Source organism: Cohnella algarum, from assembly GCF_016937515.1.
In the GTDB taxonomy this organism is placed as follows: domain Bacteria; phylum Bacillota; class Bacilli; order Paenibacillales; family Paenibacillaceae; genus Cohnella; species Cohnella algarum.
The window spans coordinates 5112584-5134474 of record NZ_JAFHKM010000002.1; the positions used below are offsets into that span (position 1 = coordinate 5112584).

Consider the following 21891-nt stretch of genomic DNA (forward strand, 5'->3'; position numbering starts at 1 on the left):
CCCTTACGTCAAGGCTGGACAGATTCCATTACAAAGGCCTCGATCACGTCGCCGATTTGAATGTCGTTGAACTTCTCGAGCGTCAAGCCGCACTCGTAGCCTTCCGACACTTCCTTGGCGTCGTCCTTGAACCTTTTGAGCGTATCGATTTTCCCTTCGTACACGACGATTCCGCCGCGGACGAGCCGCGCTTCGGCGGTGCGGGTCACCTTGCCGTCCGTGACCATGCAGCCCGCGATCGTGCCGACCTTGCTGACCTTGAACGTTTCCCGGACTTCGGCGTGCCCGATGACCTTCTCCTTGAAGACCGGATCGAGCATTCCCTTCATGGCCTGCTCGATTTCTTCGATCACCTTGTAAATGATCCGGTGCAGGCGGACGTCGACCTTCTCTTGTTCCGCGAAGGCCGCGGCCCGCGGCTCGGGACGGACGTTGAACCCGACGACGATCGCCGACGAAGCGAGGGCGAGCGTAATGTCCGATTCGGTAATGGCGCCGACGCCGGTATGAATCGCCTTGACGCGCACGCCTTCGATCTCGATTTTCTCGAGGGAGCCTTTCAGCGCTTCGAGCGAGCCTTGCACGTCGGCCTTCAGGATGACGTTGAGATCTTTGATCTCGCCTTCCTTGATCTTGTTGAACAAGTCATCCAGCGTAACCTTGGAGTTGGACTTGAGCGTTTCCTGGCGCGTTTTGATCGAACGCTTTTCGGCGATTTCGCGCGCCTTCCGCTCGTCCTCGAACACCATGAACGGATCGCCGGCTTGCGGCACTTCCGTGAGGCCCGTAATTTCGACCGGCGTCGACGGTCCCGCTTCCTTGACGCGTCGGCCGCGGTCGTTCGTCATCGCCCGGATGCGTCCGAACCGGTCGCCGGCAACGAACGCGTCGCCCACTTTGAGCGTTCCGTTCTGGACGAGAATGCGGGCGATCGGGCCCTTGCCCTTGTCGAGCTCGGCTTCGAGTACCGTGCCGCGCGCGCGTTTGTCCGGATTCGCCTTGTAGTCGTTCACTTCGGCGACGAGCAAAATCATTTCCAGCAGGTTGTCGAGGTTCAGGCGCTGCTTCGCGGACACTTCGACGAAAATCGTGTCGCCGCCCCACTCTTCCTGCACGAGACCGTATTCCGTCAGTTCCGTCTTGACTTTATCCGGATTCGCGCCGGGTTTGTCGATTTTGTTGACGGCCACGATAATCGGAACGTTGGCCGCTTTGGCATGGTTGATCGCCTCGACCGTTTGCGGCATGACGCCGTCGTCGGCCGCGACGACGAGAATCGTAATATCCGTTACCTGGGCGCCGCGGGCGCGCATCGTCGTAAACGCTTCGTGACCCGGCGTATCGAGGAACGTGATCTTCTTCCCGTTGACTTCGACTTGATAGGCGCCGATATGCTGCGTGATGCCGCCGGCTTCGCCGGAAGCGACCTTCGTCTCGCGAATGGCGTCCAGCAGCGTCGTCTTCCCGTGGTCGACGTGGCCCATGATCGTGACGACCGGCGGGCGCTCGAGCAGATCGTCCGGATCGTCGTTCTCTTCGATCGTCTCGAAGTTCGTGTCCTCCACGACGATCTTCACTTCGGTTTCGACCCCGAACTCGCTCGCGACGAGCAGCACGGTGTCGAGATCGAGATCCTGGTTGATCGTCGCCATGACGCCGAGGAAGAGCAGCTTCTTGATGACTTCCGACGCGTCCTTGTGCAGCAGCTTGGCGAGCTCGCCGACCGTCATCTCGCCGCGGACGATGATTTTTTTCGGCGTGTTGTCGATTTTTTCGCGGGGCGGCTGGTTGTTGCGGTTTTTCCCGTTTTTGCCGCCTTTGCCGCGCGATTTAAAGTTCATCCGGCCGTCGTCGAACCGTTTGCCGAAATCGTTCTCCTTGCGCTTGCCGCCGGCGCCCCCGTTGCGGTTGAAATCCTCGCGGCCTTTGCCGCCGCCCGGACGCGCGCCGCCGCGGCTGCCCGCGGGAGCCGCCGCCGCTGCCGGCGGAGCCGGAATGCGCGCGCCGAAGCCGCCGCCCGCGCCCTGCGGACGACCGCCGCCTTGACCTTGCGGGCGATTGCCGCCGCCTTGGCCTTGCGGACGGTTGCCGCCGCCCTGTCCTTGCGGGCGGTTGCCGCCTTGACCCTGCGGGCGGTCGCCGAAGCGATTGCCGCCGCCTTGCCCCTGGCCCTGCGGACGATCGCCGAAGCGATTGCCGCCCTGCCCTTGGCCCTGCGGGCGATTGCCGCCGCCCTGCCCTTGGCCTTGCGGACGGTCGCCGAAGCGGTTGCCGCCCTGCCCTTGGCCCTGCGGGCGGTCGCCGAAGCGGTTGCCGCCCTGTCCTTGACCTTGCGGACGGTCGCCGAAGCGGTTGCCGCCCTGCCCTTGGCCCTGCGGACGGTCTCCGCGGCCGCCCTGATCATGCGCGCGCTCGCCTTGCCGGCCGCCCGCGCGGTCGCCTTCCGCTTGCGGGCGCTCGCTTTGGCCGCTTTGCGCCGGCTGCGGCTGCTCCGCTTGCGGCGGCTTCGGCGCCGCCTTCACGGCAGCTCCGTCTTCCGCCTTGCGGCCGCCCGCCGGAGCGTCCGGACGAGCTCCGCCGCCGGCCGGCTTCGACTGCGCCATTTTGGCCGCCGCGTTCGCTTTAACGTCGCGGAAAAACTTCTCGACGGCGTGAACCATGTTGTCTTCCATGACGCTCATATGGTTGTTCACGGGCAGATTGACCCGCTTCAGAATCGTTATGATTTCCTTGCTGCTCATGTTGAGCTTTTTGGCGTATTCGTATACGCGAACCTTATCCTTGTTGTCTTGCGTCTCTTGTTTATTAGTCAATATTGTCCACCTCCGAATGTTGAACCCAGCCGCTTCGAATCATGTCGGCAAAGCCTCGATCCGTCACGGCAAACAAAACGCGCTCGGGCTTGCCGACGGCGCCGCCCAGCTCGTACCGCGTATATCCGATCAATAGCGGAACGTTGTAGCTTGCGCATTTGTCCGCCACTTTTTTACGCGTCAGCTCCGATGCGTCTTCCGCCAGCAGCACCAGCTTGGCATCGCCGGAGCGTATGGCTTTTTGCACGATTTCTTCCCCGGATGCCAGCTTCCCCGCCCGCATCGCGAGCCCCAGACGGGACAGCGCCTTATTCGTCGTCATCTTCGTCCGCCAGCTCCTTTGCCGCGTTGAACTCGTCCTGCACCTTGATGAAGTCCGCTTCCAGCCGATCGTAAATTTCCGGCGGCACCGTCGTTTTGAGCGCCCTGTCGAGCGCCTTGTTTTTTTTGGCCAGCTTGAAGCAGGAGGATTTGCCGCACAAATAGGCGCCCCGCCCGGGCTTTTTGCCCGTCATGTCGATCAGGATTTCCCCTTCGGGCGTGCGGACGATGCGGATCAGCTCCTTCTTCGGCATCATATCCTGCGTGGCGACGCATTTGCGCAGCGGAATTTTACGTTGCTTCATCGTCCTCTCCCCCTGTCTTGCAGCTATATGAACGGCCGGATCTGCGGCTAGTCGATGGTCACGCTGTCCTGATGCATCACTTCGCCGGTCAGCGTCCGCGGCCTGCCGTACTCCTGCTCCGCTTGCGTCTCGCTCTTGATATCGATTTTCCAGCCGGTCAGCTTCGCCGCGAGGCGCGCGTTCTGCCCTTTAATGCCGATGGCGAGCGACAGCTGGTAGTCGGGCACGATGACCCGGGCCATTTTTTCCGCTTCGAACACGATCACTTCCAGCACCTTGGACGGGCTGAGAGCGTTCGCGACGTACTCCTCCACGAACTCGGACCAGCGGACGATGTCGATTTTTTCGCCTTTCAATTCGGTGACGATCGTCTGCACGCGAACTCCTTTCGGGCCGACGCACGAACCGATCGGATCGACTTCGGGATTGCGGGAATGGACCGCGATTTTCGAGCGGAAGCCCGCTTCCCGCGCGACGGAGCGGATTTCGACCGTGCCGTCGAAAATTTCCGGAACTTCCAGCTCGAACAGCCGTTTCAGCAGTCCCGGATGCGTGCGCGACAAAATGATTTGCGGCCCTTTGCTCGTGTTTTCGACTTTCGTAATATAAGCCTTGACGCGCTCGAGCTGCTTGAATTTGTCCGTCGGCATCAGCTCGGTCAGCGGAAGGGCGGCTTCGACCTTTCCGAGATCCACGTACAAGTTGCGCGTATCCATCCGTTGAATGATGCCGGTGACGATGTCCTGTTCCTTGTCGACGAACGCGTTGTAAATCAGCCCCCGCTCCGCTTCCCGGATGCGCTGGGTGACGACCTGCTTCGCCGTTTGGGCGGCGATGCGCCCGAAATCCCGCGGCGTCACCTCGATTTCGGCGATATCTTCGAGCTGGTAATGCGGGTTGATCGCACGGGCGGCTTCGATCGAAATTTCCAGGCGCGGATCGAGCACTTCCTCGACGACCGTCTTGCGCGCGTACACCTTGATCAGGCCGGTCGTTCGGTTGACGTCTACCCGCACATTCTGGGCGGTATTGAAATTCCGCTTGTAGCTGGAAATCAGAGCCGCTTCGATCGCTTCGATGAGGACATCTTTGCTGATGCCCTTCTCGCGCTCGATTTCGGAGAGCGCTTCGATAAATTCCATGCTCATGTGAAGATGATTCCTCCTTCGGGATTAGAACACAATGGCCAGGCGAGCCGAAGCCACTTTATCGTAAGGGATGGCCTGTTTGCGGTTTCCGATCGTCATCCGGATCATCGCCCCGTCAAAACCGTCCAGCCTTCCTTCAAATTCCTTGGCGCCGTCTACCGGCTCGTATGTCGTGATGAAGACATGACGACCGACCGCTTTCGCCACATCCTCGGGCTTCTTCAGCGGCCGTTCCGCGCCCGGGGAACTGACTTCGAGAAAATACGCATCCGGTATCGGATCCGTCTCGTCCAGCTTCGCGCTTAAATATTCGGAAATGCGGCCGCAATCGTCGATGTCGATGCCGCCTTCCTTGTCCACGAATACGCGCAGGAACCAATTGCCGCCTTCCTTCACATATTCCACGTCCACCAGTTGGAAGCCGTTCTCTTCCAGATACGGCGTCGCCAGCTCCTCGACGGCGGATTTGATTTTCGGTGCGCTCAAATGTGTGACCCTCCCGATTGCTTCAAATGGATCGTCCGCTTTCCGCCGCCGCGCATACCGAAAAAGGCCCTTGGCAAAACGGAAAGAGTGGGTTTCCCCACTCTTCTGCAGACAGTGATATCCACATGATTACCAAAAATAATATACCATAACCTGTCGCGGGCTGGCAACCTGATTTTACCGTCCGTCAGTGTCAAGCTAGCGTGGGCAGTCATTTAAGATGCCTGGAACGCGAACCCCGAAGGAACCTCTTCCTTGTAAGCGCTTTGCTTCGTTCTTTCATCAAACACAAGTGATTTGTCAGAATTTTTTGCCGTTATCCGCGAAGTGCTTTGAGTGCCATACCCGTTGTGCTGCTTTGCTTCGGTCCTTGCAGCATGCGAATCATTCCAGCGATACAACCCTTGACCGGTTGCGTCACGTTCTTGAGCAATTGCCGCATGTTTATCGACTGCTGCGGCGTTGCCTGCTTACTCGCTTGTCCTTCAACCGTTCTTACCACCGTGCCCGCTTCTTGAATCCTCATCATCGTCCTCAGCATCGCCCTGACGCCTCGCTCACTCCAACTGTACCCGCCACGCTTCGTCCGCTTGGCGAATATACGCATCTGCGATTCCGCGCTTCCCATCGGGCGCATACCGCTTGTGTCGATCCCCTTCGCCTGGAGTGTTTTTCGGTAGTCGTCCAAATGCTTCTCATGCCGCTTTAGAAATCTTTTATACGGCTTCCAATCCTTCCGGTTCTCTTCCGCTATCTCTTGCTCCGACACGCCTTCCAGGACCGCCATAAGCGCGGCTGCATCCTGTTTGGCCAAAGACCGTCTCACGGTCTCCCACACCTGCGGCAAATGACCAACAAAGCGTTTCAAATCACGCGCCACATGAAAGCGGTCCAGCATGTACAGACATTGGTGAAAGTAGGATGTACATTCCCCGATCCACGCCGCGCCGTCTCCGTTCACCACAAGCCACGTGTTCTCGTCGATTTCGTAACGCTCCACCAGAAAGTCCCCGAACCCTTCCCAGAAGTCGCCGCCGCTCGTATGCAGGTAATGCTGTTTGTTCTTCAGCTGTACCCGCTTGCCGTTCTTCTCCCAGCCTTCGTGTACGACTGCAATTGCGTTCTCCATCCCGCGCTTTTTGCTCCGCTGCAGCTTCGTGTACAGCCCATCCACTTCCACGAACAGCACGCGGGCAGCGCGCCGTTTCACCGCTGGCATCGGCTGTTGCGCACGCTCCATCAGTTTTTCCCTGATCGCTTGGTGGCTCAGCACATTGTAGCCCAAAAGCTGCTCCAGCCTCTTTGCGCTGTCCCGGTACGACGGTCCTTGGCTTGCGAATGCGATTGCTGTCTCTTCCAAATGCGGACTGACTTTCCCGCGCCCTTCGAATTGCAACAGCTGATCCAGCAGATACACGTGTTTGCCGCTTCTACGGTCACAGTACAATCTCCGCTTAAAGCGCACATTCCCGAACACTGTGTTGACGCTTGTTTCACGCTCGTCCTTTACTCGATAACGCTCTCGGTCCCGTTGCTCCAGGATCTGCTGATCCAGCGCCTCCAGTACCTGCTTCATCGCACGAGCGAATTCCTCCTGCATTTTCCGGAAAATCCATTGCTCAATCTCTTTCATCGTCGGCATTGTTGTGGTAAAGTGGCTCACAGGAGCTTCCTCCTTCTTGGTGTGTTGTGCGCAAACATCACTTTACCAAGGGAGAAGCTCTTTTTCTATATCCGCTTTTTCCAATTCCTACACCCACAGAGATTTTACACTATCCCGGCAATCGAACGCGTCTACGGCTCAAACTGCTTTTGCAACTCCTGGCTGAGTCCGTTCAGCCGCTTGATCTCGTGATCGACCTCCATCGCCGCTTGAATCAAGATGTCGCTTTTCGCGGACAACTCGTCCATCGCCGATATCCCTTGTTCGATCACCGACGCGATCTGGTTCATCTCGCCGGTAACCGCGGAGGAACCGTTATTGACGGCGGTTATCGTCTCGTAAACGGTCGAGATAAACTGCCGCAGCCGCTCGATCAACTGCCGGATTTCCCGAAAATCGTCCGCGAACTCCATGATAAACGCGCTGGATTGGCGAACCGCCGCCTGTCCTCGTTCGACCAGCGAAAAGTTGAACCGGCTTTCATCCTGAACGGAGGTCAGCATGTCCTGGATTTCGTCGGCCGCGCGGCGGCTTTGATCGGAAAGCTTCCGGATTTCGTCCGCCACCACGTTGAATCCCCGGCCGTGCTCGCCCGCTCTCGCCGCCTCGATCGTGGCGTTCAAGGCAAGCAAATTCGTTTGCTCGGCGACCTCTTGAATAAGCCCGATCATGCTTTGCGCCCGAACGACCGATTGCTTCAAGGCGTTCATCGATTCGAAAATTTCGGCCATCGACCGGAGCACCTCTTCGTTTTGCGCCTGCAGCCGAACGACTTTCTCATGGCTTTCCGCCGCCGCCTCCTCCGTCGCCGCCGCGTTTCTTCGCATTTCCTCCGATGAATCGATCGCGTTTTGAATGGAACGGTTAATCGTATCCAGGCTGGTCTCGATCTGCTCGACCGACAAAATCTGGTTTCCCAAACCCCCGATCACTTCTTCGAACGCAGCCATCATCTCCCGGTTTATCCGCACGTTCGAATCGGACTTTCCCGTCACGATTTCCGACGAAGCGCGAATGTGGTCCGACAAGCCCTCGACCTGCCGGATCAGGCGGCTCCGGCTTTCTTCATGCCGCCTTTTCTCCTCTTCCAGTTGGGCCGTAATGGTTTGCTTCGACCGGATTTGCAGCATCGTGGCGCTCGACGTCAGAATAAGAAATCCCGCATGGACGACCAGCATCAAAAAAGGATAGGAATCGGTCCCGAACACGAGCCGCGGCGCGAAAAAAAAGCCCCAAACATGCTGAACGGCGAACAGGGCGGTCATCAACGAAACGAGCTTGATATTTTCAAAGTAGGCGACGGCGGCGATCACCATAAAGATGGAGAAGTGGAATTCGACTCCGCCGCCGCTCCCGCTGATCATCGAGATGCTGGAAAACGTCAGCGACAACGTAATGACAAGCGGCAGCAAACGATGATCCCGATTGCGCAAAAAAAGGAACACGCCCCATCCTAAAACAAGCATGGAAACGATTAAGAGCGCGTATTGTCCCCCGGCCGGTCCCGGAGCGGCCGTAGCTTCTCCGTGGCCCGTTCCGTGCCGGAACGGATCCATCGTTTGCGCGAAAATGAAGATCGCCGCGTTGATCGCCGCGGCGGCGAAGGCCAATTGAAGCATCAAGCGATTTTTTTTGTCTTGCATGAAAATGGGTTCTTCCTCTCGTTGAAGTCGGTGTGTCGCTCTATTAAAGAGGATACATTGCCCATCTGAAATATTTTTGAAAAAAAAGAAACCGCCCTTTCGTCGGGCGGTTTCCGATGCTCGCGGCGACTCACGGGAACAGGTCCGTTACCGCTCCCTTGGCCGCGGAAGACACGAGCTTCGCGTATTTGGCCAATGCGCCGGAGGACGCTTTCAGCGGCGGCGCGCTCCAGGCGTCAGCCCGACGTTCCAACTCCTCTTCCGAAACCTCGAACGAAAGTTTCTGCGTTTCGCTGTCGATCGTTACATTATCGCCCTCTTGAAGCAGCGCGATCGGACCGCCGTCTTGCGCTTCCGGAGCGATGTGGCCGACGACGAAGCCGTGCGACCCGCCCGAAAATCTTCCGTCGGTCAGCAGCGCGACTTCGCCGCCCAGGCCTTTGCCGACGATCATGGCCGTCACGGAAAGCATTTCGGGCATCCCCGGGCCGCCCTTCGGTCCGCAATAGCGGATGACCAGCACGTCGCCTTTGCGGATTTTGTCTGCGACGATCGCTTCCGTCGCCGCTTCCTCGCTGTCGAACACCCGTGCGGGTCCGGAAAATCGCGTCTTCTTCATCCCGGACATTTTCGCGATCGCGCCTTCCGGCGCCAGGTTCCCCCGGAGCACGACGAGCGGCCCCGTCGGCTTCAGCGGCCGCTCGAACGGCTGAATGATCGCCTGCTCATCGCTCAGCGGCGCCGCGTCTGCCAAATTTTCCGCCAGCGTTTTCCCCGTTACCGTAAGGCATTCGCCGTGAAGCAAGCCTTTCTCCAGCAAAAGCTTCATGACGCCGGGCACGCCGCCGACGTCGTTCAGATCCTGCATCGCGTATTTGCCGCTCGGCTTCAAATCGGCCAGATGCGGAACTTTGACCCGGATGCGCTCGAAATCGTCGTACGTCAAATCCACCCCGACCGAATGCGCGATGGCGATCAAATGCAGAAAAGCGTTGGTCGAACCGCCGAGCGCCATGACGACGGCGATCGCGTTTTCGAACGCTTTTTTCGTCATGATATCCTTCGGATAAATCCCTTTTTCGAGCAGTCGGAGCACGGTTTTCCCGGCTTCCTCGCATTCCGCCGCTTTATTCGCGGAAATGGCGGGAGCCGAGGACGAACCGGGCAGGCTCATGCCCATCGCTTCCGCGGCCGCGGCCATCGTATTCGCCGTATACATGCCCCCGCAGGAACCGGGACCTGGACAAGCGCTGCATTCGACTTTGTGCAGCTCGTCCTCCGTCATTTTGCCGTCGTGATATTTTCCGACCGCTTCGAACGCGGTGACGATATCGACCTTCCGTCCGTCCATATTTCCGGGCTGAATCGTTCCTCCGTACACGTAGACGGCCGGCAAATTCAGGCGGCCGATCGCCATCAGGCAAGCCGGCGTATTTTTGTCGCAGCCGCCGATCGCCACCACGCCGTCGAAACGCTCCGCGTTCGTCACGATTTCGATCGAGTCCGCGATCGCCTCCCGGCTCGGCAGCGAGAAGCTCATCCCCGCGTGCCCCATCGAAATGCCGTCGGACACCGTTATCGTATTGAAAATAAGAGGTGCGCCCCCGGCCTGCCTTGCCCCTTCCTTCGCGCGCTTCGCCAAATCGTCGATGTGCATGTTGCAGGGCGTCACTTCGCTCCATGTGCTGGCGATGCCGATCATCGGCTTCCGAAAGTCCTCGTCCCCGAACCCGACGGCCCGAAGCATCGCGCGGTTCGGAACCCGGTTGACGCCTTCGCTGATCACCTTGCTGCGAATCCGCAAATCTGGATTTTCAGTCATTTTATTCATCCTTTCCGCTTTAGATTAGCGCGTGCAGCTCGTGCATCGGACGGATCAGGTTTTGCTTCATCATGCCGGATGCCAGCCCGGAATCCCGCTTTTCGAGCGCGGATATAATCGCGGCATGCTCTTCCACCGATGCCTGCGTCGCCGTCACGGGCTGCTTGAGGAACACGTACTTGAATCTGCGAATGTGAATTTGCAGCGATGCGCTGTAGGATGCGACGTACGGATTGTCCGACGCGTCCACGACGACGTTATGGAACTGCTCGTCGAATTCCATCGCCTGATAAGGCCTTTCGCTTTCGATCGCCTCCGCGAACCGGGCGTTGAGCTCCTTCAACGTCTCGATCTGTTCCGGCACGATCAGGCGGGCCGCATCCTCGGCCGCCAGCGCGTGCAGCGCCGCAAGCGTCGGATACAGCTTGAATATATCTTCCTTCTCGATGCTCGTGACGCGCGTTTCCTTGCCGGGAAACATGGCGACCAGGCCTTGCACTTCCAGCAGCTGAAGCGCCTCCCGGATCGGCGTCCGGCTGACCGCCAGCGATTCCGCAAGCTCCGCATCGATCAGCTTTTCCCCCGGACCGAGCGTCCCGTCGATAATCCAGCGCTGGATTTGGGAAAATACGCGTTCCTTGGCCGACATTCGAATCGGCGACGAAAAATTGGGCGGGATCGGCATTCGGATCCTCCTTTTTGAATTTGTTATATGCAATATATCGCATACATATATTGATTTCAATAGTTTTTTTCCGAGTTTACTCAATCGCGTGCCTCTGTTTGCGTTTGGATGCTTGAAATGAGTCACCGCGACTCAACTGGATCGCGCGAGAGCAGCAAAACTTCTTTCGGAAGACGAAGAACTTATCCATTCAGATAGGCAGCACAAAGCCCGCCAGGCTTCGCCTGACGGGCTCGCAATTTTTAACCTATTCCCGCATTTCCGGCAGCGGCGTCCGTTACATGAGAAACGTACCGATGACGATCGACGTCCCGATGATGATCGATCTCAGAAGTTGGGCGACGGCCAGATTACCTTTGGCGATTTCGTCGCAAACTTTGAATTTCGGCGTCAGGAAATCGAAAATCAAATAGACGAGGCATTGAATGACGATGCCGACTCCGGACCAGACGATCATGGCGAGCCAGTCGTCCGAGCCGAAGGACACCATCGCGACGATGATGCAAAGCCCGAGCAGCTTGCTTCCCATGTACAGCCCTGCCGCTTCGTTGCCTTTGGCGATTTCCTCGCCGTCGTCGAATCGGGTCAGCTTGCCGAACGCGAACGCTCCGACCAGCAGCACGATCAGAAGAATGCCGATCCCGATCGCCACGTTCAATAAATCGATTCCAAAATCTTTCATCCCACTGTTCCTCCCTTATGGATTATCGCCGGACAGTAATACGCCATATCCCCCGTAATTTTGCCGCCAACCCGGGGCAGCAGTCCGCAATAGCGCCCGCCGACGACAAACGCCCCCGTCAGCAAATAGCCGGTATACGGCCCGTCCTCCGTCTCGATCGTAAGCTCCTGCATCGGAAATAGCCGCTGGTACATTTTCGGCTGGCGCTCGTAATATTGCCGCGTTTCCGGCGTCTCGCCGTCTTCGGCGCCCCACTCGTCCAGAAGGAGGCGCCCCGCGTCGTCATACAGGGCCGTCCCTTTGCCCTCGCGTCCCCAATACCCTTTGGCGACGTAGGGCGTCCCCGTCCGAACGAAAAGCGTATTCTCGTAATATGCGGGGAGCAAATACGTTTCGATCGTCTTCGCGTCTTCGGCATCGAACAGCTGAAATCCGCAGTACGCTTCGGTTTCGTCCCGGCGTTCGTACAACGACCAAATCAAAGCCATGAATCCTTTGCTCTGCGTTATAATGCTCTGCGCCGGATTGATCAGTCCGAGCTTGCCCAACTCGACCAGCTTCAGCAAATGGCGGCCGACCGGTTCCCCCGTTGCCTCCTCGGTATCGTGAACGAGATATTCGAGCGGGTACAGCCGGTACAAGATCGAAATTCGCTCGCCGTTCAAATAAAGGCCGTCGCCCGGCACGATTTCCAGTTCCTCCAGGGGAGCGTACGCCGTGCGATAACCCGCTTCGCCGACCGCGTTCCGCACGTACTCGGCGTTGATCCGATCCTCCAGATGCCAGCCGTAGCTGGAAAAAACGATCAGCCCGTCGAGGCCGTTCGAGCGGTAGTGTTCGATAAGCTCTGCAAAAGCGGTCCGTATCGCCGATCGCATCCCTCCGGACGTCGCGGGATGCGGCGAATGCCGCTTCGCCAGCTCGCACGCCAAATAAGCCGTTTCCGGGACGCCTGTCGGCGTATCCGTATTGTTTTCGATGCATTTCATTCCCGCCTCGTTCACGATCCAGTCCTGGCGAGACAGGCCGTGAAACGGAACCTCCACCCGGGCTGCGGCGAGCAGCGCGGGATGAAGGCCGAGGTACGTTTTCAAAAAGGAATCGGGCAAAAAACGCTGGGCGAACCGCAGCGCTTTCCAAAACACGTTGTCGACGCTCTCGGCCGCCGCGCGAATCGCTTCGACCTCCGTCTCCCCGTAATGAACGAAGGACGGCACGCAGTACTCCTTGCCGTACATCCGGTGGTAGGGAACGGCATCCGCAAGCTCGTCCCGGAACACTTCGTCGTGGGAAAGTCCGATTCGGCTTATCCGGTTTATCCGACTCATGCGGCCTAGCCTCCCGAACTGCTCGTACCGCCGCTGCCGAAGCCTTTGAAGGCGCTTTTCTTGGACTTGGAGCCGTAATAATAGCCGCTGCCGCCGTCATCGTCCTCGCACACTTCATAATCGTCGTCGCAGTCGTCCGCCAGCGAGCCGCATCCCGTCAAGGCGACCGGAACGCTGAGCAGCAGCGCGAACGTAAGCATTTTCGTCCCGTTTCCCGCTCCTTTTCGAGATTCGTTTTCCCCGGCAGAGGCATGCAAAGATTCTGCCCTATCCTTCATCGGACGATGTCCTCCTTCATATAAAAGACAACCTTGTTTCGGTCCGCGTCAAAAACGGAATAAATCGTTTCGTGCGTGCGGCCGTTAGCGACGACATAATGGTCCAGCAGCAGCCGGGCGATTTCGAGCGGGTCTTCCGGCGCCGCGACGGGCTCCCCGCGGCGGAACCTGCGCCCGTCCCAATGCAGAAATTCGGCTTCGGGAGCAGGCGCGGTGTCGCAATGCTCCGACAGCGGCGGCTCGATTTGCGGCCCGTACTTCTCCAGCTCGCGACCTTCGAACGGCTTGACGTAAATCGTATGCAGCCGTCCTTCTTCGGACTCGTGCGAGGAGTGCTCGAACAGCCGATTTCGCAGCACGGTCGCGTTGACCAGTTTTCGCATGAACAGGTCGTCGCTTCCGACCGGCAGCTCCAGCAAATCCCGGACGACTCTCTCTTCCGCGTTCGACCATTCGCAATAGCGCAGCATGCGGACGATGGACATCGTTAGCGCGCTCCTTCCGTCATTTTTCGGTAAACTTCCGTATCGCAAACAACGCATAGCCTTGCATCATAATCGGCCGATAATCTCGAGAATCCATGCTAATTATACGACAAGCAATAAATCCGTTAGCTTTAAATTTTTCTAAAATCGACAAAAAACTCCCGCCTTCTTCGGAAGGCGGGAGCGTTCGCGCCGGTCCCTTAACCGGCAATATATCATTTGTTGTGTCCAGCATGTCGGGCCGCTTACCAGCCAAACGTCCGGCCGATCCGGCTCAGCGCCTCGTCCAGGATGCTTCGCGGACAGCCATAGTTAAGCCGCATAAAGCCTTCCCCGCCTTCGCCGAAAATCGGGCCGGGGCTAAGCAGCACCTTCGCTTCCTGCTTCATCCTTTGCTCCAGTTGCTTGTCGTCGCCGGACAGATCCCGGAAGTCGAGCCAAGCCAAATAGCCGCCTTCCGGCTTGAGGTAACGGACGGACGGCAGCGTCCGGGCCAATTCCTCCGCGATTCGCTGCGCGTTTCCGTCCAGGTAAAGAAGCAGCTCGTCGAGCCACTGCTCCCCTTCCGGAGAATAGGCCGCCGCCGTCGCCGTCAATCCGAGCACGTTCGCTCCCCCTACGTGGAACAAATTCAGCTGCTTGTCCAGCTTCTTTTTCAGCTCGGGATTCGGAATGATCAGGTTGGAGGTTTGCAGGCCCGGCACGTTGAACGTTTTGCTTGGCGCCGTGCAAACGATCGACAGCTCCGCGCATTCGTCGCCGAGCGAAGCAAACGGAATGTGCCGCGAGCCCGGCAAAATCAGATCCCCGTGAATTTCGTCGGAGACGACGACAATGCCGTGTCTGCGGCAGATGTCGCCGACCTGGCGAAGCTCCTCTTCTTTCCAAACGCGGCCGACCGGATTGTGCGGACTGCACAAGATGAGCAGCTTCGTTTCCGGGTCGGCCGCCTTGCGCTCCAAATCCGCCAAGTCCATGCGGTAGTAGCCGTTTTCCGAAACGAGCCGATTGTTGAACAACTTCCGGCCGTGGCTTTCGACCGCCTCGCGGAAGGGCCCGTAAACGGGCTCCTGAATGATGACGCCTTCTCCCGGCTCCGTAAGCGCCAATACGAGAAAATTGAGCGCGGGCACGATCCCCGGCGTGATCGTGATCCAATCCTTTTGAATGCTCCACCCATGACGTTTCCGATGCCAGTAAATAACCGCGTCGTAGTAGGCCGAATCGGCGAACGGATAGCCGAACACGCCGTGGGCGACCCGCTCCTGCAGCGCGGTCCGAACCGCCTCAGGCGCGGCAAAATCCATATCCGCCACCCACATCGGCAGCGTGCCGTCCGCTTTTATGAACGATAGAAATTCCGGGTCCCATTTGACCGACCTCGTGCCTTCCCGCGGGATGATTCGATCGAATTGTTCCTTCATGATGCGATCCTCCTATGTCTCGAATAAAATCGTCCCGGTCAATGACAGATCGTAGCCGGAAATGGCTCCCAGCTCCTGTCTGAAGGCGTCCGACCGCAAAATCGAAAGCAAGGCTGCGATCCGGGACTCGTTTTCGGGCGTTTTTAACGCGACCAGATCGTAACGTTCCCGGATGAGCGGAATGAAGTCGACCTGCCCGACGATCGCCGCGGCCTTCTCCGCCCCTACGCCGACATCCGCATCGCCGGAGGAGACTTTGCCGGCGACGCCGATGTGATTCGTCTGCTCGTCGCCGTATCCGGCGACCGCGCCCGGCGAAATGCCGCGAAGCCGAAGCTGCTCGTCCAGCAGCACCCGGGCTCCCGAGCCCTTTTCCCGGTTGGCAATCCGCAGCCCGGGCCGCCCAAGGTCGTCCCAATTCTCGATCTTGAGCGGATTTCCGGCCCGTACGTAAAAGCCTGCGTTTCGGACGAGCAGATGGACGACGATATAAGAAAAACCGGTCAAAATTTTGCGGATGTAAGGCAAATTGTATTCGCCCGTATCGCCGTCCAGCAGGTGCGTGCTGACGATGTCCGCTTCTCCGCGGTACATCGCGATCAGGCTGTCCAGACTCCCGGCGTAAGAGCGCAACGGACGGCCGAATTCGCCTCTCTTTTCCAAATAGTTGGCCAAAATATCGAGACTGACGTCCTGCCCCGTAATGACGAACGGACGACCGGCCGCGCTCGCCGCCGGAATCGAACGGGCGGCGTTGTCGGGAGAAGGCTGAACGCTTCCGCTCATTTTCCCTTTCGCTTTCCGTTTGTACGCCTCCAGATCCGAAGCATCCACTCTCATCTGCTTGCCGACTTTATAGGAAGGCAGCTCGCCTTTTTTGATGAGATCGTATACGGTGAGCTTGGAGATTTTGAGCAGCTTCGCCACTTCTTCCGTCGTGTAGGATGTGTCGCTTGTCATCGGAACGCCCCTTTGCCGAAACCTCGATAAATCCCATTTTACCATATTTACAGGATCAAAGAACGGAAGATATAATATCATCAATTATAACTAAATATAACTAAACATCATTTTGGAGGGCATTTCATGTTCAATTTCGTTAAAAACGGTTCCGCTCTTTGCGCTCTTCTCGCCTTCGGGCTGCTTGCCGCCTGCGGTTCGAATGCGAACACGGCCGGCCCGAACGGACCCGCAGCCGAATCTCCCGCTTCTACCGCCGAAGCATCCGGAAAAACCGTCGAGCTCACCGTTTCCGCCGCCGCGAGCCTGACCGACGCGCTTTCCGACATCGAGCGATCGTTCGAAGCCGCGCACCCGAACATCCGCATCGGCTTCAACTTCGGCGCATCCGGCGCGCTGCAGCAGCAAATCGAGCATGGCGCTCCGGCCGATCTGTTTTTCTCCGCCGCCGCCAAAAACATGCAGGCGCTCGTGGACGGCGGCTATATCGAAGCCGACCGGCAAACCGATCTGCTCGCGAATTCGCTCGTCGTCATCGTGCCTGCGGACGGGACGGCGACCGTTGCGCAAGAAAGCGATCTGACGCGGGACGCGATCAAGAAAATCGCCGTCGGCATTCCGGAAAGCGTGCCGGCCGGCAGCTACGCCAAGGAAGCGCTGACGCGCGCAGCGCTATGGGACGAGCTGCAGCCGAAGCTGGTGCAGGCCAAGGACGTGCGTCAAGTATTGCAGTACGTGGAAACGGGAAATGCGGATGCGGGCTTCGTCTACCGGACCGACGCCATCGGCTCGGAAAGCGCCCGGATCGCCTTCGAAGTCGATCCGGACGCTTATTCCGCGATCCGCTATCCGGTCGGCATCGTCAAGACGACGAAGCATGCCGCCGAGGCGGAACTGCTATACGATTACCTGCTGTCCCCGGAGGCCGGCGAAATTTTCGAAAGCTACGGGTTTGCCGCGGCAGGGCGGCCGTAGCCGATGATCGATTGGCAAGCCTTCTGGGAGCCGGTGCGCCTTTCGCTGCAGGTGGCGCTCCTGTCCGGCATCGCCGCTCTCGTCCTCGGCACCGCCGCCGCCTGGCGGATGGCCGGAGCAACGTTTTTCGGCAAAAGCCTGCTGGAAACGGCGTTCATGCTTCCGCTCGTGCTGCCTCCCACCGTCGTCGGCTTCATCCTGCTCGTCGTGCTGGGGCGTAGAAGCCCGATCGGGAAAGGGATCGAATGGCTGGCTTCGGCCCCGCTTCTGTTTACATGGTGGGCGGCGGTCGTCGCTTCCGTCATCGTCGCGTTTCCGCTTGTTTATCAAACGATGAAAACCGGCTTTTCCTCGATCGAACCCGAGCTCGAGGATGCCGCGCGCTCGGCCGGCGCCGGCGAGTGGCAGGTTTTTCGCTACATTACGCTTCCGCTCGCCTTCCGGTCCCTGCTGACCGCGTTTATATTAGGGTTCTCGCGGGCGCTCGGCGAATTCGGCGCGACGCTCATGATCGCCGGCAACATTCCCGGCAAAACGCAAACCGTGCCGACCGCCATCTATGTCGCCGTCGATTCCGGCAACACCGGGATGGCTTGGGCATGGTCGGTCGCGATCGTCGCGATTTCCTATGTCATGTTGCTGCTGGCGGGCAGAAAAACGCGATAACGCACCCGGCTCTGCGAAAGGCAGCGCGCGGGTGCGTTTTTTCTTGACGACTGTCCTTTAAGGCGGCGAAGCCGTTTTTACTTCGGCTTACGTGTCTTTCCGAAATACCGGTTTTGCGGTCGTCCCGCGCTGGGGCAGGAAAAAATCGCGTTCGACGTCCCCCGCCGCCAGGGGCCGGCTGTAGTAATAACCCTGGATTTTCCGGCAATCGTTGGCGGTCAATATATCGAGCTGGTCCTTCGTCTCGATGCCTTCGGCGATGACTTCCATGTTCAGGTTTTGCGCCATCGAAATGATCGTCGCGACGATCGCTTTGTCTTTATTGTTGAACGTGATGTCGCGAATGAAGGAGCGGTCGATTTTGACTTTATGAATCGGCAATTGCTTCAAATAACTGAGCGAGCTGTACCCCGTTCCGAAATCGTCCAAGCTGATCCGCACGCCGATTTCCGTCAGCTCGTTCAGGATTTCAATCGTTATTGAAGGGTTCATCATCATGCTTTCCGTGATTTCCAGCTCCAGATACCGGGGTTCAAGCCGGGTTTCCTCCAAAATCTGCCGGATGTAGGTCGTCAAATGCGGCTGATGAAATTGCTGCGAAGACAAATTGACCGATACGGGAATGAGAGGCCCCCCCGCATCGTGCCATTCCTTCATTTGCCTGCACGCCTCGCGAAGCACCCAGGTGCCGATCTCGTAGATCATGCCCGTTTCTTCGGCAATGGGGATAAACTGTCCCGGCGACACGACCCCTTTGACCGGATGCATCCATCGCACCAGCGCTTCGACGCCGATCATCGCGTCGTCCTCGGTGCGGATTTGCGGCTGGTAGTGAAGCGACAGCTCTTTGCGTTCGAGCGCCTTGCGCAAATCGGCTTCGATTTCGACCCGCGATTGCAGTTGCGAGTTCAGCTCGGACGAGAAAAAGCGGAAGCCGTTTTTCCCGCGGTTTTTGACCTCGTACATCGCCATATCCGCGTTTTTCAGCAATTGAACCGCATCGGTTCCGTGATCGGGGTACAACGCGATCCCGATGCTGGCCGTCACGTAAAAATCGTTGTCCTTCAGACGGTACGGAAGGCCGAGCGCAGCCACGATCCGCTCCGCCAGCTCCTGCATCTGCTCGATCCGATGGCCGTCGAACAGCAGCGTAAATTCGTCGCCGCCCATTCGGGCAAGAGTAGCCTCGAACCCGTCCATGCAGCGTTGAATCCGTCCGCACACATCCTTAAGCAGCTGATCGCCGTACGTATGGCCGAGCGAGTCATTGATCAATTTGAACCGGTCGATATCCAGGACCATGATGGCAAAGCCGGTCTGTTGCGCCTTTGCCGAATCGATCTTTTGCGCAAGCAAGCGGTCGAACATCCGGCGGTTGGGCAAACCCGTCAGCTCGTCATGATAGGCCAGGTGATAAATTTGCTCCTTGGCCCGCTTTTCCGTCGTAATGTCCCGGAACATAATGTAGGTTCCCGCCGCCTGATCGTCGACCGCGATCGGGACGTTGCTCACGCTGAGCTCCAGCCTTCGCCCGTCGCCGCGCACGATGGCGGTTTCCGTATTGAACGAGCCCCCCGGAAGGCCTGTTCGAACAGCTTCGCCAGTTTGTCGCGTTCCTCCTCCGGCGCGATGGAGAGGAGCACGGAGGCCGGCTTATTGTAAAAATAAGACGGCTTCATTCCGGTAATGGCGGAAGCTGCCGGATTGAATTCGACGATCTTCCCCTCCATATTGACGAAAATAACGCCTTCTTGCGTATTCTCGTAAAGCGATTTGTAGCGTTTCTCGCTGCGCTTCACTTCCGAATTTTTGCGGGCGAACCGATTGGAAATGACGATTCCGCCAAGCGACAGACCGAGGGTCAAAATCGTACCGGCGACGATGACGTAAGCCAGCAATTGCTGATCGAGCACCATCCCCGAAGCGAGCGCCGACTTTTCCCCGTGTTCGAAACGGGCGGCCGCCATCCCCGTATAATGCATGCCGACGACCGCCGCGCCCATAATGAGGCCGCTGCCGGCTTTTTTCCAGCTGTCGCGCTTCCCTTGCCCTTGCCGGAAATAGAACGCCAGCCACAGCGCCGCGTACGACGCGGCCAGCGCGATCGCGATGGAAGCCGCGAACAGCAGCGGATCGTAGGTGATATCGATGAGCATGGCGCCCATTCCGATATAATGCATCGCCGATATGCCGGTCGCAAGCAGCGTTCCGCCGATGAACAATTTGCCGAGCGACAAGCTGCCCGTACCGACGACGTACAGAGCGATAAAGGATGCCGCAATCGCGGCCAACACGGACACGAACACGAGCCACAAATCGTAGGCAACCGGAACGGGAAGCGAGAAAGCCAGCATGCCGACGAAATGCATCGACCAGATGCCCATGCCCATGGCGACGGCTCCGAAAAACAGCCATAACCCCCGTACTTTTCCCTTCGTCGCGTTGATTTTCCCGGCCAGATCCAACACGGTAAACGAGGCCATGACGGCGACAATGTAGGAAAAAATAACAAGCGCGGGATCGTAGGTACCGTGAACGTGAACGTGCTCCATCTTTTACTTCCTCTCTCGAACCGTGCTGGCGGATAAAGTCGAATGTTGTCCTTCATTGATCTAACTTCTTCTGACAAGGCAATTCAATAGGTCTTTGGACCTTATTGTACATGACGTTAATGAAACATTTCTGAAACGTTCGATGGGCAAACCCGCTCCCCGACCGATACGAAGGGGATTCCGCATTGTGCTTGCTTGCGGAAAACAAAAAAGGAGCCGCGCCGATCGGCTCTCGTTCTTTGGCCGATTGGCGCAGCTCCGCATTCCGATCCGGCCGCAAAACAGCGGCAGGACCGCTCTCCCGGCATCGCGATTTGTCCCCCGCCAGCTCTGCCGGATTAAAGCGGTCTTTTCGGCTTTCGCGAACGGACAATCCTTCGATCGGCTAAAAATTCAACGCAGGCCTCCCCAGGCCTCCGACTTCATTCGCCCGCTACGGCCGGGCGGAAGTGCCGTCGGGCAGCCTCGCCAGCGTCCAGTCCGGCAGCCGGTTGACGCACGGATATTGCGCCGCGAGCGCTTCGTCGATGTCGACGCCGAGGCCCGGCTTGTCGTTCGGATAGGCGTATCCGTCCCGAAGCTCCGGACAGCCGGGGAACACTTCCCGGATCCGGTCGGAAAAACCGTACCATTCCTGCACGCCGAAATTCGGAACGCACAAGTCCAGATGGAGGTTCGCCGCATGGCCGACCGGCGAGACGTCCCCGGGACCGTGCCATGCCGTGCGCACGCCGAACGCCTCGCCGAGCGCGGCCAGCTTGCGAGCCGGCGTCAGTCCGCCGATCGCGCTGATATGCACGCGGATGAAATCGATCAGCGAGCCGGAGATGAGCGGCGTCCACTCGCGCGGGTGGGTGAACAGCTCGCCCATCGCGATCGGCGTCGCGCTCTGGCCGCGAATGGCGGCGAACCCGTCCAACTGCTCGGGCGAAAGCGGATCCTCGAGGAAAAAGAGCCGGTACGGCTCGAGCTGCTTGGCAAGCCGCACCGCTTCGATCGGCGGGACGCGCTCGTGGACGTCGTGAAGCAATTCGATCTCGAAGCCGATTGAGGCGCGCAAATGGTCGAACAGCCGGGGAACGCTACGCGCGTACGCGTCCGGGTCGTAATACGCGCCGGGAAGCGCGCCGGCGGGCGAGCGGATCGTCTGGCCGCGGCCGCCGTAGCCGCCAAGCTGGCAGCGAACGTAGCGAACCCCTTGCTCCATGAAGCTCCTCGCATTCTCTTCGACTTCCCGTTCGTCCCGTCCGTCCGCGTGCCGGTAGACGGCCGCCGCTTCGCGGCATTTGCCCCCGAGCAGCTCGTACAGGGGCATTCCGGCCCGCTTCCCTTTAATATCCCACAGCGCCATATCGACGCCCGACAATGCGTTGTTCAGCACGGGGCCGTTGCGCCAATACGAGCTGACCATCGCCGTCTGCCAGATATCCTCGATTCGCTGCGGATCCTTCCCGATCAAAAACGGCTTCAAATAGTGCTCGACCGCATTCGCCACCGTCAAATACCGCTGGGTGAACGTCGCGCAGCCGAGCCCGTAAAGCCCCGGCTCCGACGTTTCGATTTTGACGACGACCAGATTGATCCCTTCGGGCGCGGTCAAAATCGTTTTCACGTCGCGGATCGTAATCTCTCCCATATCCTGTGCGTCCTCCTCT

At 58.6% G+C, this 21891-nt stretch carries 20 protein-coding genes; 2 read left to right on the forward strand and 18 right to left on the reverse strand.

Annotated elements, in window-relative coordinates; translation table 11 throughout:
• Nucleotides 1-8 precede the first annotated feature (8 nt).
• The 15 genes from infB to JW799_RS23145 form a co-directional block, all read right to left on the reverse strand.
• Nucleotides 9-2813 carry a translation initiation factor IF-2 gene (gene infB / locus JW799_RS23075; protein WP_205431892.1) on the reverse strand — a complete coding sequence of 935 codons (2805 nt, stop codon included), beginning with the start codon at nucleotides 2811-2813 and terminating at the stop codon, nucleotides 9-11.
• Nucleotides 2806-3135 carry a L7Ae/L30e/S12e/Gadd45 family ribosomal protein gene (locus JW799_RS23080; RefSeq protein WP_080839843.1) on the reverse strand — a complete coding sequence of 110 codons (330 nt, stop codon included), beginning with the start codon at nucleotides 3133-3135 and terminating at the stop codon, nucleotides 2806-2808. Before JW799_RS23080 ends, infB begins: the two co-directional genes overlap by 8 nt.
• Nucleotides 3122-3439: an RNase P modulator RnpM gene (gene rnpM, locus JW799_RS23085; RefSeq protein WP_080839845.1), complete on the reverse strand. Its 318-nt coding sequence runs from the start codon at nucleotides 3437-3439 to the stop codon at nucleotides 3122-3124. Before rnpM ends, JW799_RS23080 begins: the two co-directional genes overlap by 14 nt.
• A gap of 47 nt (nucleotides 3440-3486) precedes the next feature.
• Entirely contained in the window at nucleotides 3487-4587 is a 1101-nt protein-coding gene (gene nusA, locus JW799_RS23090; protein ID WP_080839847.1) for a transcription termination factor NusA, read from the reverse strand.
• 24 nt (nucleotides 4588-4611) lie between these two features.
• Nucleotides 4612-5073: a ribosome maturation factor RimP gene (rimP, locus tag JW799_RS23095; protein ID WP_205431894.1), complete on the reverse strand. Its 462-nt coding sequence runs from the start codon at nucleotides 5071-5073 to the stop codon at nucleotides 4612-4614.
• 316 nt (nucleotides 5074-5389) lie between these two features.
• Nucleotides 5390-6736 (reverse strand): ISLre2-like element ISTco1 family transposase, encoded by a 1347-nt coding sequence (locus JW799_RS23100; RefSeq protein WP_080836672.1) that lies wholly within the window; start codon nucleotides 6734-6736, stop codon nucleotides 5390-5392.
• Between the two features lie 131 nt (nucleotides 6737-6867).
• A complete protein-coding gene (locus JW799_RS23105) occupies nucleotides 6868-8379 on the reverse strand; it encodes a methyl-accepting chemotaxis protein (RefSeq protein ID WP_205431896.1) in 1512 nt (503 codons plus the stop codon).
• A 130-nt stretch (nucleotides 8380-8509) separates the two neighbouring features.
• A complete protein-coding gene (gene ilvD / locus JW799_RS23110; protein WP_205431897.1) occupies nucleotides 8510-10201 on the reverse strand; it encodes a dihydroxy-acid dehydratase in 1692 nt (563 codons plus the stop codon).
• Nucleotides 10202-10220: 19 nt separating this feature from the next.
• A complete protein-coding gene (locus JW799_RS23115; protein ID WP_205431898.1) occupies nucleotides 10221-10886 on the reverse strand; it encodes a GntR family transcriptional regulator in 666 nt (221 codons plus the stop codon).
• Between the two features lie 277 nt (nucleotides 10887-11163).
• Nucleotides 11164-11568 carry a DUF350 domain-containing protein gene (locus tag JW799_RS23120; RefSeq protein WP_080839167.1) on the reverse strand — a complete coding sequence of 135 codons (405 nt, stop codon included), beginning with the start codon at nucleotides 11566-11568 and terminating at the stop codon, nucleotides 11164-11166.
• Complete coding sequence (locus JW799_RS23125; protein WP_205431902.1) at nucleotides 11565-12896, reverse strand: glutathionylspermidine synthase family protein; 1332 nt, start codon at nucleotides 12894-12896, stop codon at nucleotides 11565-11567. The genes JW799_RS23120 and JW799_RS23125 overlap by 4 nt, the downstream gene beginning before the upstream one ends.
• A gap of 5 nt (nucleotides 12897-12901) precedes the next feature.
• On the reverse strand, nucleotides 12902-13174 hold the full coding sequence (locus JW799_RS23130) for a hypothetical protein (RefSeq protein ID WP_240353387.1): 273 nt from the start codon (nucleotides 13172-13174) through the stop codon (nucleotides 12902-12904).
• Nucleotides 13171-13659, reverse strand: coding sequence for a hypothetical protein (locus JW799_RS23135; RefSeq protein WP_205431904.1), 489 nt, complete (start codon nucleotides 13657-13659; stop codon nucleotides 13171-13173). The genes JW799_RS23130 and JW799_RS23135 overlap by 4 nt, the downstream gene beginning before the upstream one ends.
• A 245-nt stretch (nucleotides 13660-13904) precedes the next feature.
• Complete coding sequence (locus JW799_RS23140) at nucleotides 13905-15083, reverse strand: MalY/PatB family protein (RefSeq protein ID WP_205431906.1); 1179 nt, start codon at nucleotides 15081-15083, stop codon at nucleotides 13905-13907.
• Nucleotides 15084-15095: 12 nt separating this feature from the next.
• Nucleotides 15096-16043: a substrate-binding domain-containing protein gene (locus JW799_RS23145; RefSeq protein ID WP_205431908.1), complete on the reverse strand. Its 948-nt coding sequence runs from the start codon at nucleotides 16041-16043 to the stop codon at nucleotides 15096-15098.
• 126 nt (nucleotides 16044-16169) lie between these two features.
• Here JW799_RS23145 and modA point away from each other — a divergent pair, with 126 nt between their 5' ends.
• Together modA and modB are read left to right on the forward strand one after the other, a co-directional pair.
• Entirely contained in the window at nucleotides 16170-17018 is an 849-nt protein-coding gene (gene modA / locus JW799_RS23150; RefSeq protein WP_205431910.1) for a molybdate ABC transporter substrate-binding protein, read from the forward strand.
• Between the two features lie 3 nt (nucleotides 17019-17021).
• The gene (gene modB, locus JW799_RS23155; protein ID WP_205431917.1) at nucleotides 17022-17684 is read left to right on the forward strand and encodes a molybdate ABC transporter permease subunit; all 663 of its coding nucleotides are present in this window, start codon (nucleotides 17022-17024) and stop codon (nucleotides 17682-17684) included.
• Nucleotides 17685-17771: 87 nt separating this feature from the next.
• Here modB and JW799_RS28955 read toward each other — a convergent pair whose 3' ends face one another.
• The 3 genes from JW799_RS28955 to JW799_RS23165 all read right to left on the reverse strand — a co-directional run bounded on the left by JW799_RS28955 (nucleotide 17772) and on the right by JW799_RS23165 (nucleotide 21872).
• Nucleotides 17772-19229, reverse strand: coding sequence for a putative bifunctional diguanylate cyclase/phosphodiesterase (locus JW799_RS28955; protein WP_338026319.1), 1458 nt, complete (start codon nucleotides 19227-19229; stop codon nucleotides 17772-17774).
• A complete protein-coding gene (locus tag JW799_RS28960) occupies nucleotides 19193-20236 on the reverse strand; it encodes an MHYT domain-containing protein (protein WP_240353388.1) in 1044 nt (347 codons plus the stop codon). The genes JW799_RS28955 and JW799_RS28960 overlap by 37 nt, the downstream gene beginning before the upstream one ends.
• A gap of 433 nt (nucleotides 20237-20669) precedes the next feature.
• Nucleotides 20670-21872 (reverse strand): enolase C-terminal domain-like protein, encoded by a 1203-nt coding sequence (locus JW799_RS23165; RefSeq protein WP_205431920.1) that lies wholly within the window; start codon nucleotides 21870-21872, stop codon nucleotides 20670-20672.
• Nucleotides 21873-21891: the final 19 nt, after the last annotated feature.

Bases quoted from the DNA above. Each gene is read 5' to 3' on its own strand.
- JW799_RS23165 (WP_205431920.1), bottom strand. From the start codon at position 21,872: ATGGGAGAGATTACGATCCGCGACGTGAAAACGATTTTGACCGCGCCC.
- JW799_RS23115 (WP_205431898.1), bottom strand. From the start codon at position 10,886: ATGCCGATCCCGCCCAATTTTTCGTCGCCGATTCGAATGTCGGCCAAG.
- modB (WP_205431917.1), top strand. From the start codon at position 17,022: ATGATCGATTGGCAAGCCTTCTGGGAGCCGGTGCGCCTTTCGCTGCAG.
- JW799_RS23130 (WP_240353387.1), bottom strand. From the start codon at position 13,174: ATGAAGGATAGGGCAGAATCTTTGCATGCCTCTGCCGGGGAAAACGAA.
- JW799_RS23080 (WP_080839843.1), bottom strand. From the start codon at position 3,135: ATGACGACGAATAAGGCGCTGTCCCGTCTGGGGCTCGCGATGCGGGCG.
- rnpM (WP_080839845.1), bottom strand. From the start codon at position 3,439: ATGAAGCAACGTAAAATTCCGCTGCGCAAATGCGTCGCCACGCAGGAT.
- JW799_RS28960 (WP_240353388.1), bottom strand. From the start codon at position 20,236: ATGGAGCACGTTCACGTTCACGGTACCTACGATCCCGCGCTTGTTATT.
- JW799_RS23135 (WP_205431904.1), bottom strand. From the start codon at position 13,659: ATGTCCATCGTCCGCATGCTGCGCTATTGCGAATGGTCGAACGCGGAA.
- JW799_RS23145 (WP_205431908.1), bottom strand. From the start codon at position 16,043: ATGACAAGCGACACATCCTACACGACGGAAGAAGTGGCGAAGCTGCTC.
- JW799_RS23105 (WP_205431896.1), bottom strand. From the start codon at position 8,379: ATGCAAGACAAAAAAAATCGCTTGATGCTTCAATTGGCCTTCGCCGCC.
- JW799_RS23140 (WP_205431906.1), bottom strand. From the start codon at position 15,083: ATGAAGGAACAATTCGATCGAATCATCCCGCGGGAAGGCACGAGGTCG.
- ilvD (WP_205431897.1), bottom strand. From the start codon at position 10,201: ATGACTGAAAATCCAGATTTGCGGATTCGCAGCAAGGTGATCAGCGAA.
- modA (WP_205431910.1), top strand. From the start codon at position 16,170: ATGTTCAATTTCGTTAAAAACGGTTCCGCTCTTTGCGCTCTTCTCGCC.
- JW799_RS23125 (WP_205431902.1), bottom strand. From the start codon at position 12,896: ATGAGTCGGATAAACCGGATAAGCCGAATCGGACTTTCCCACGACGAA.
- nusA (WP_080839847.1), bottom strand. From the start codon at position 4,587: ATGAGCATGGAATTTATCGAAGCGCTCTCCGAAATCGAGCGCGAGAAG.
- JW799_RS23120 (WP_080839167.1), bottom strand. From the start codon at position 11,568: ATGAAAGATTTTGGAATCGATTTATTGAACGTGGCGATCGGGATCGGC.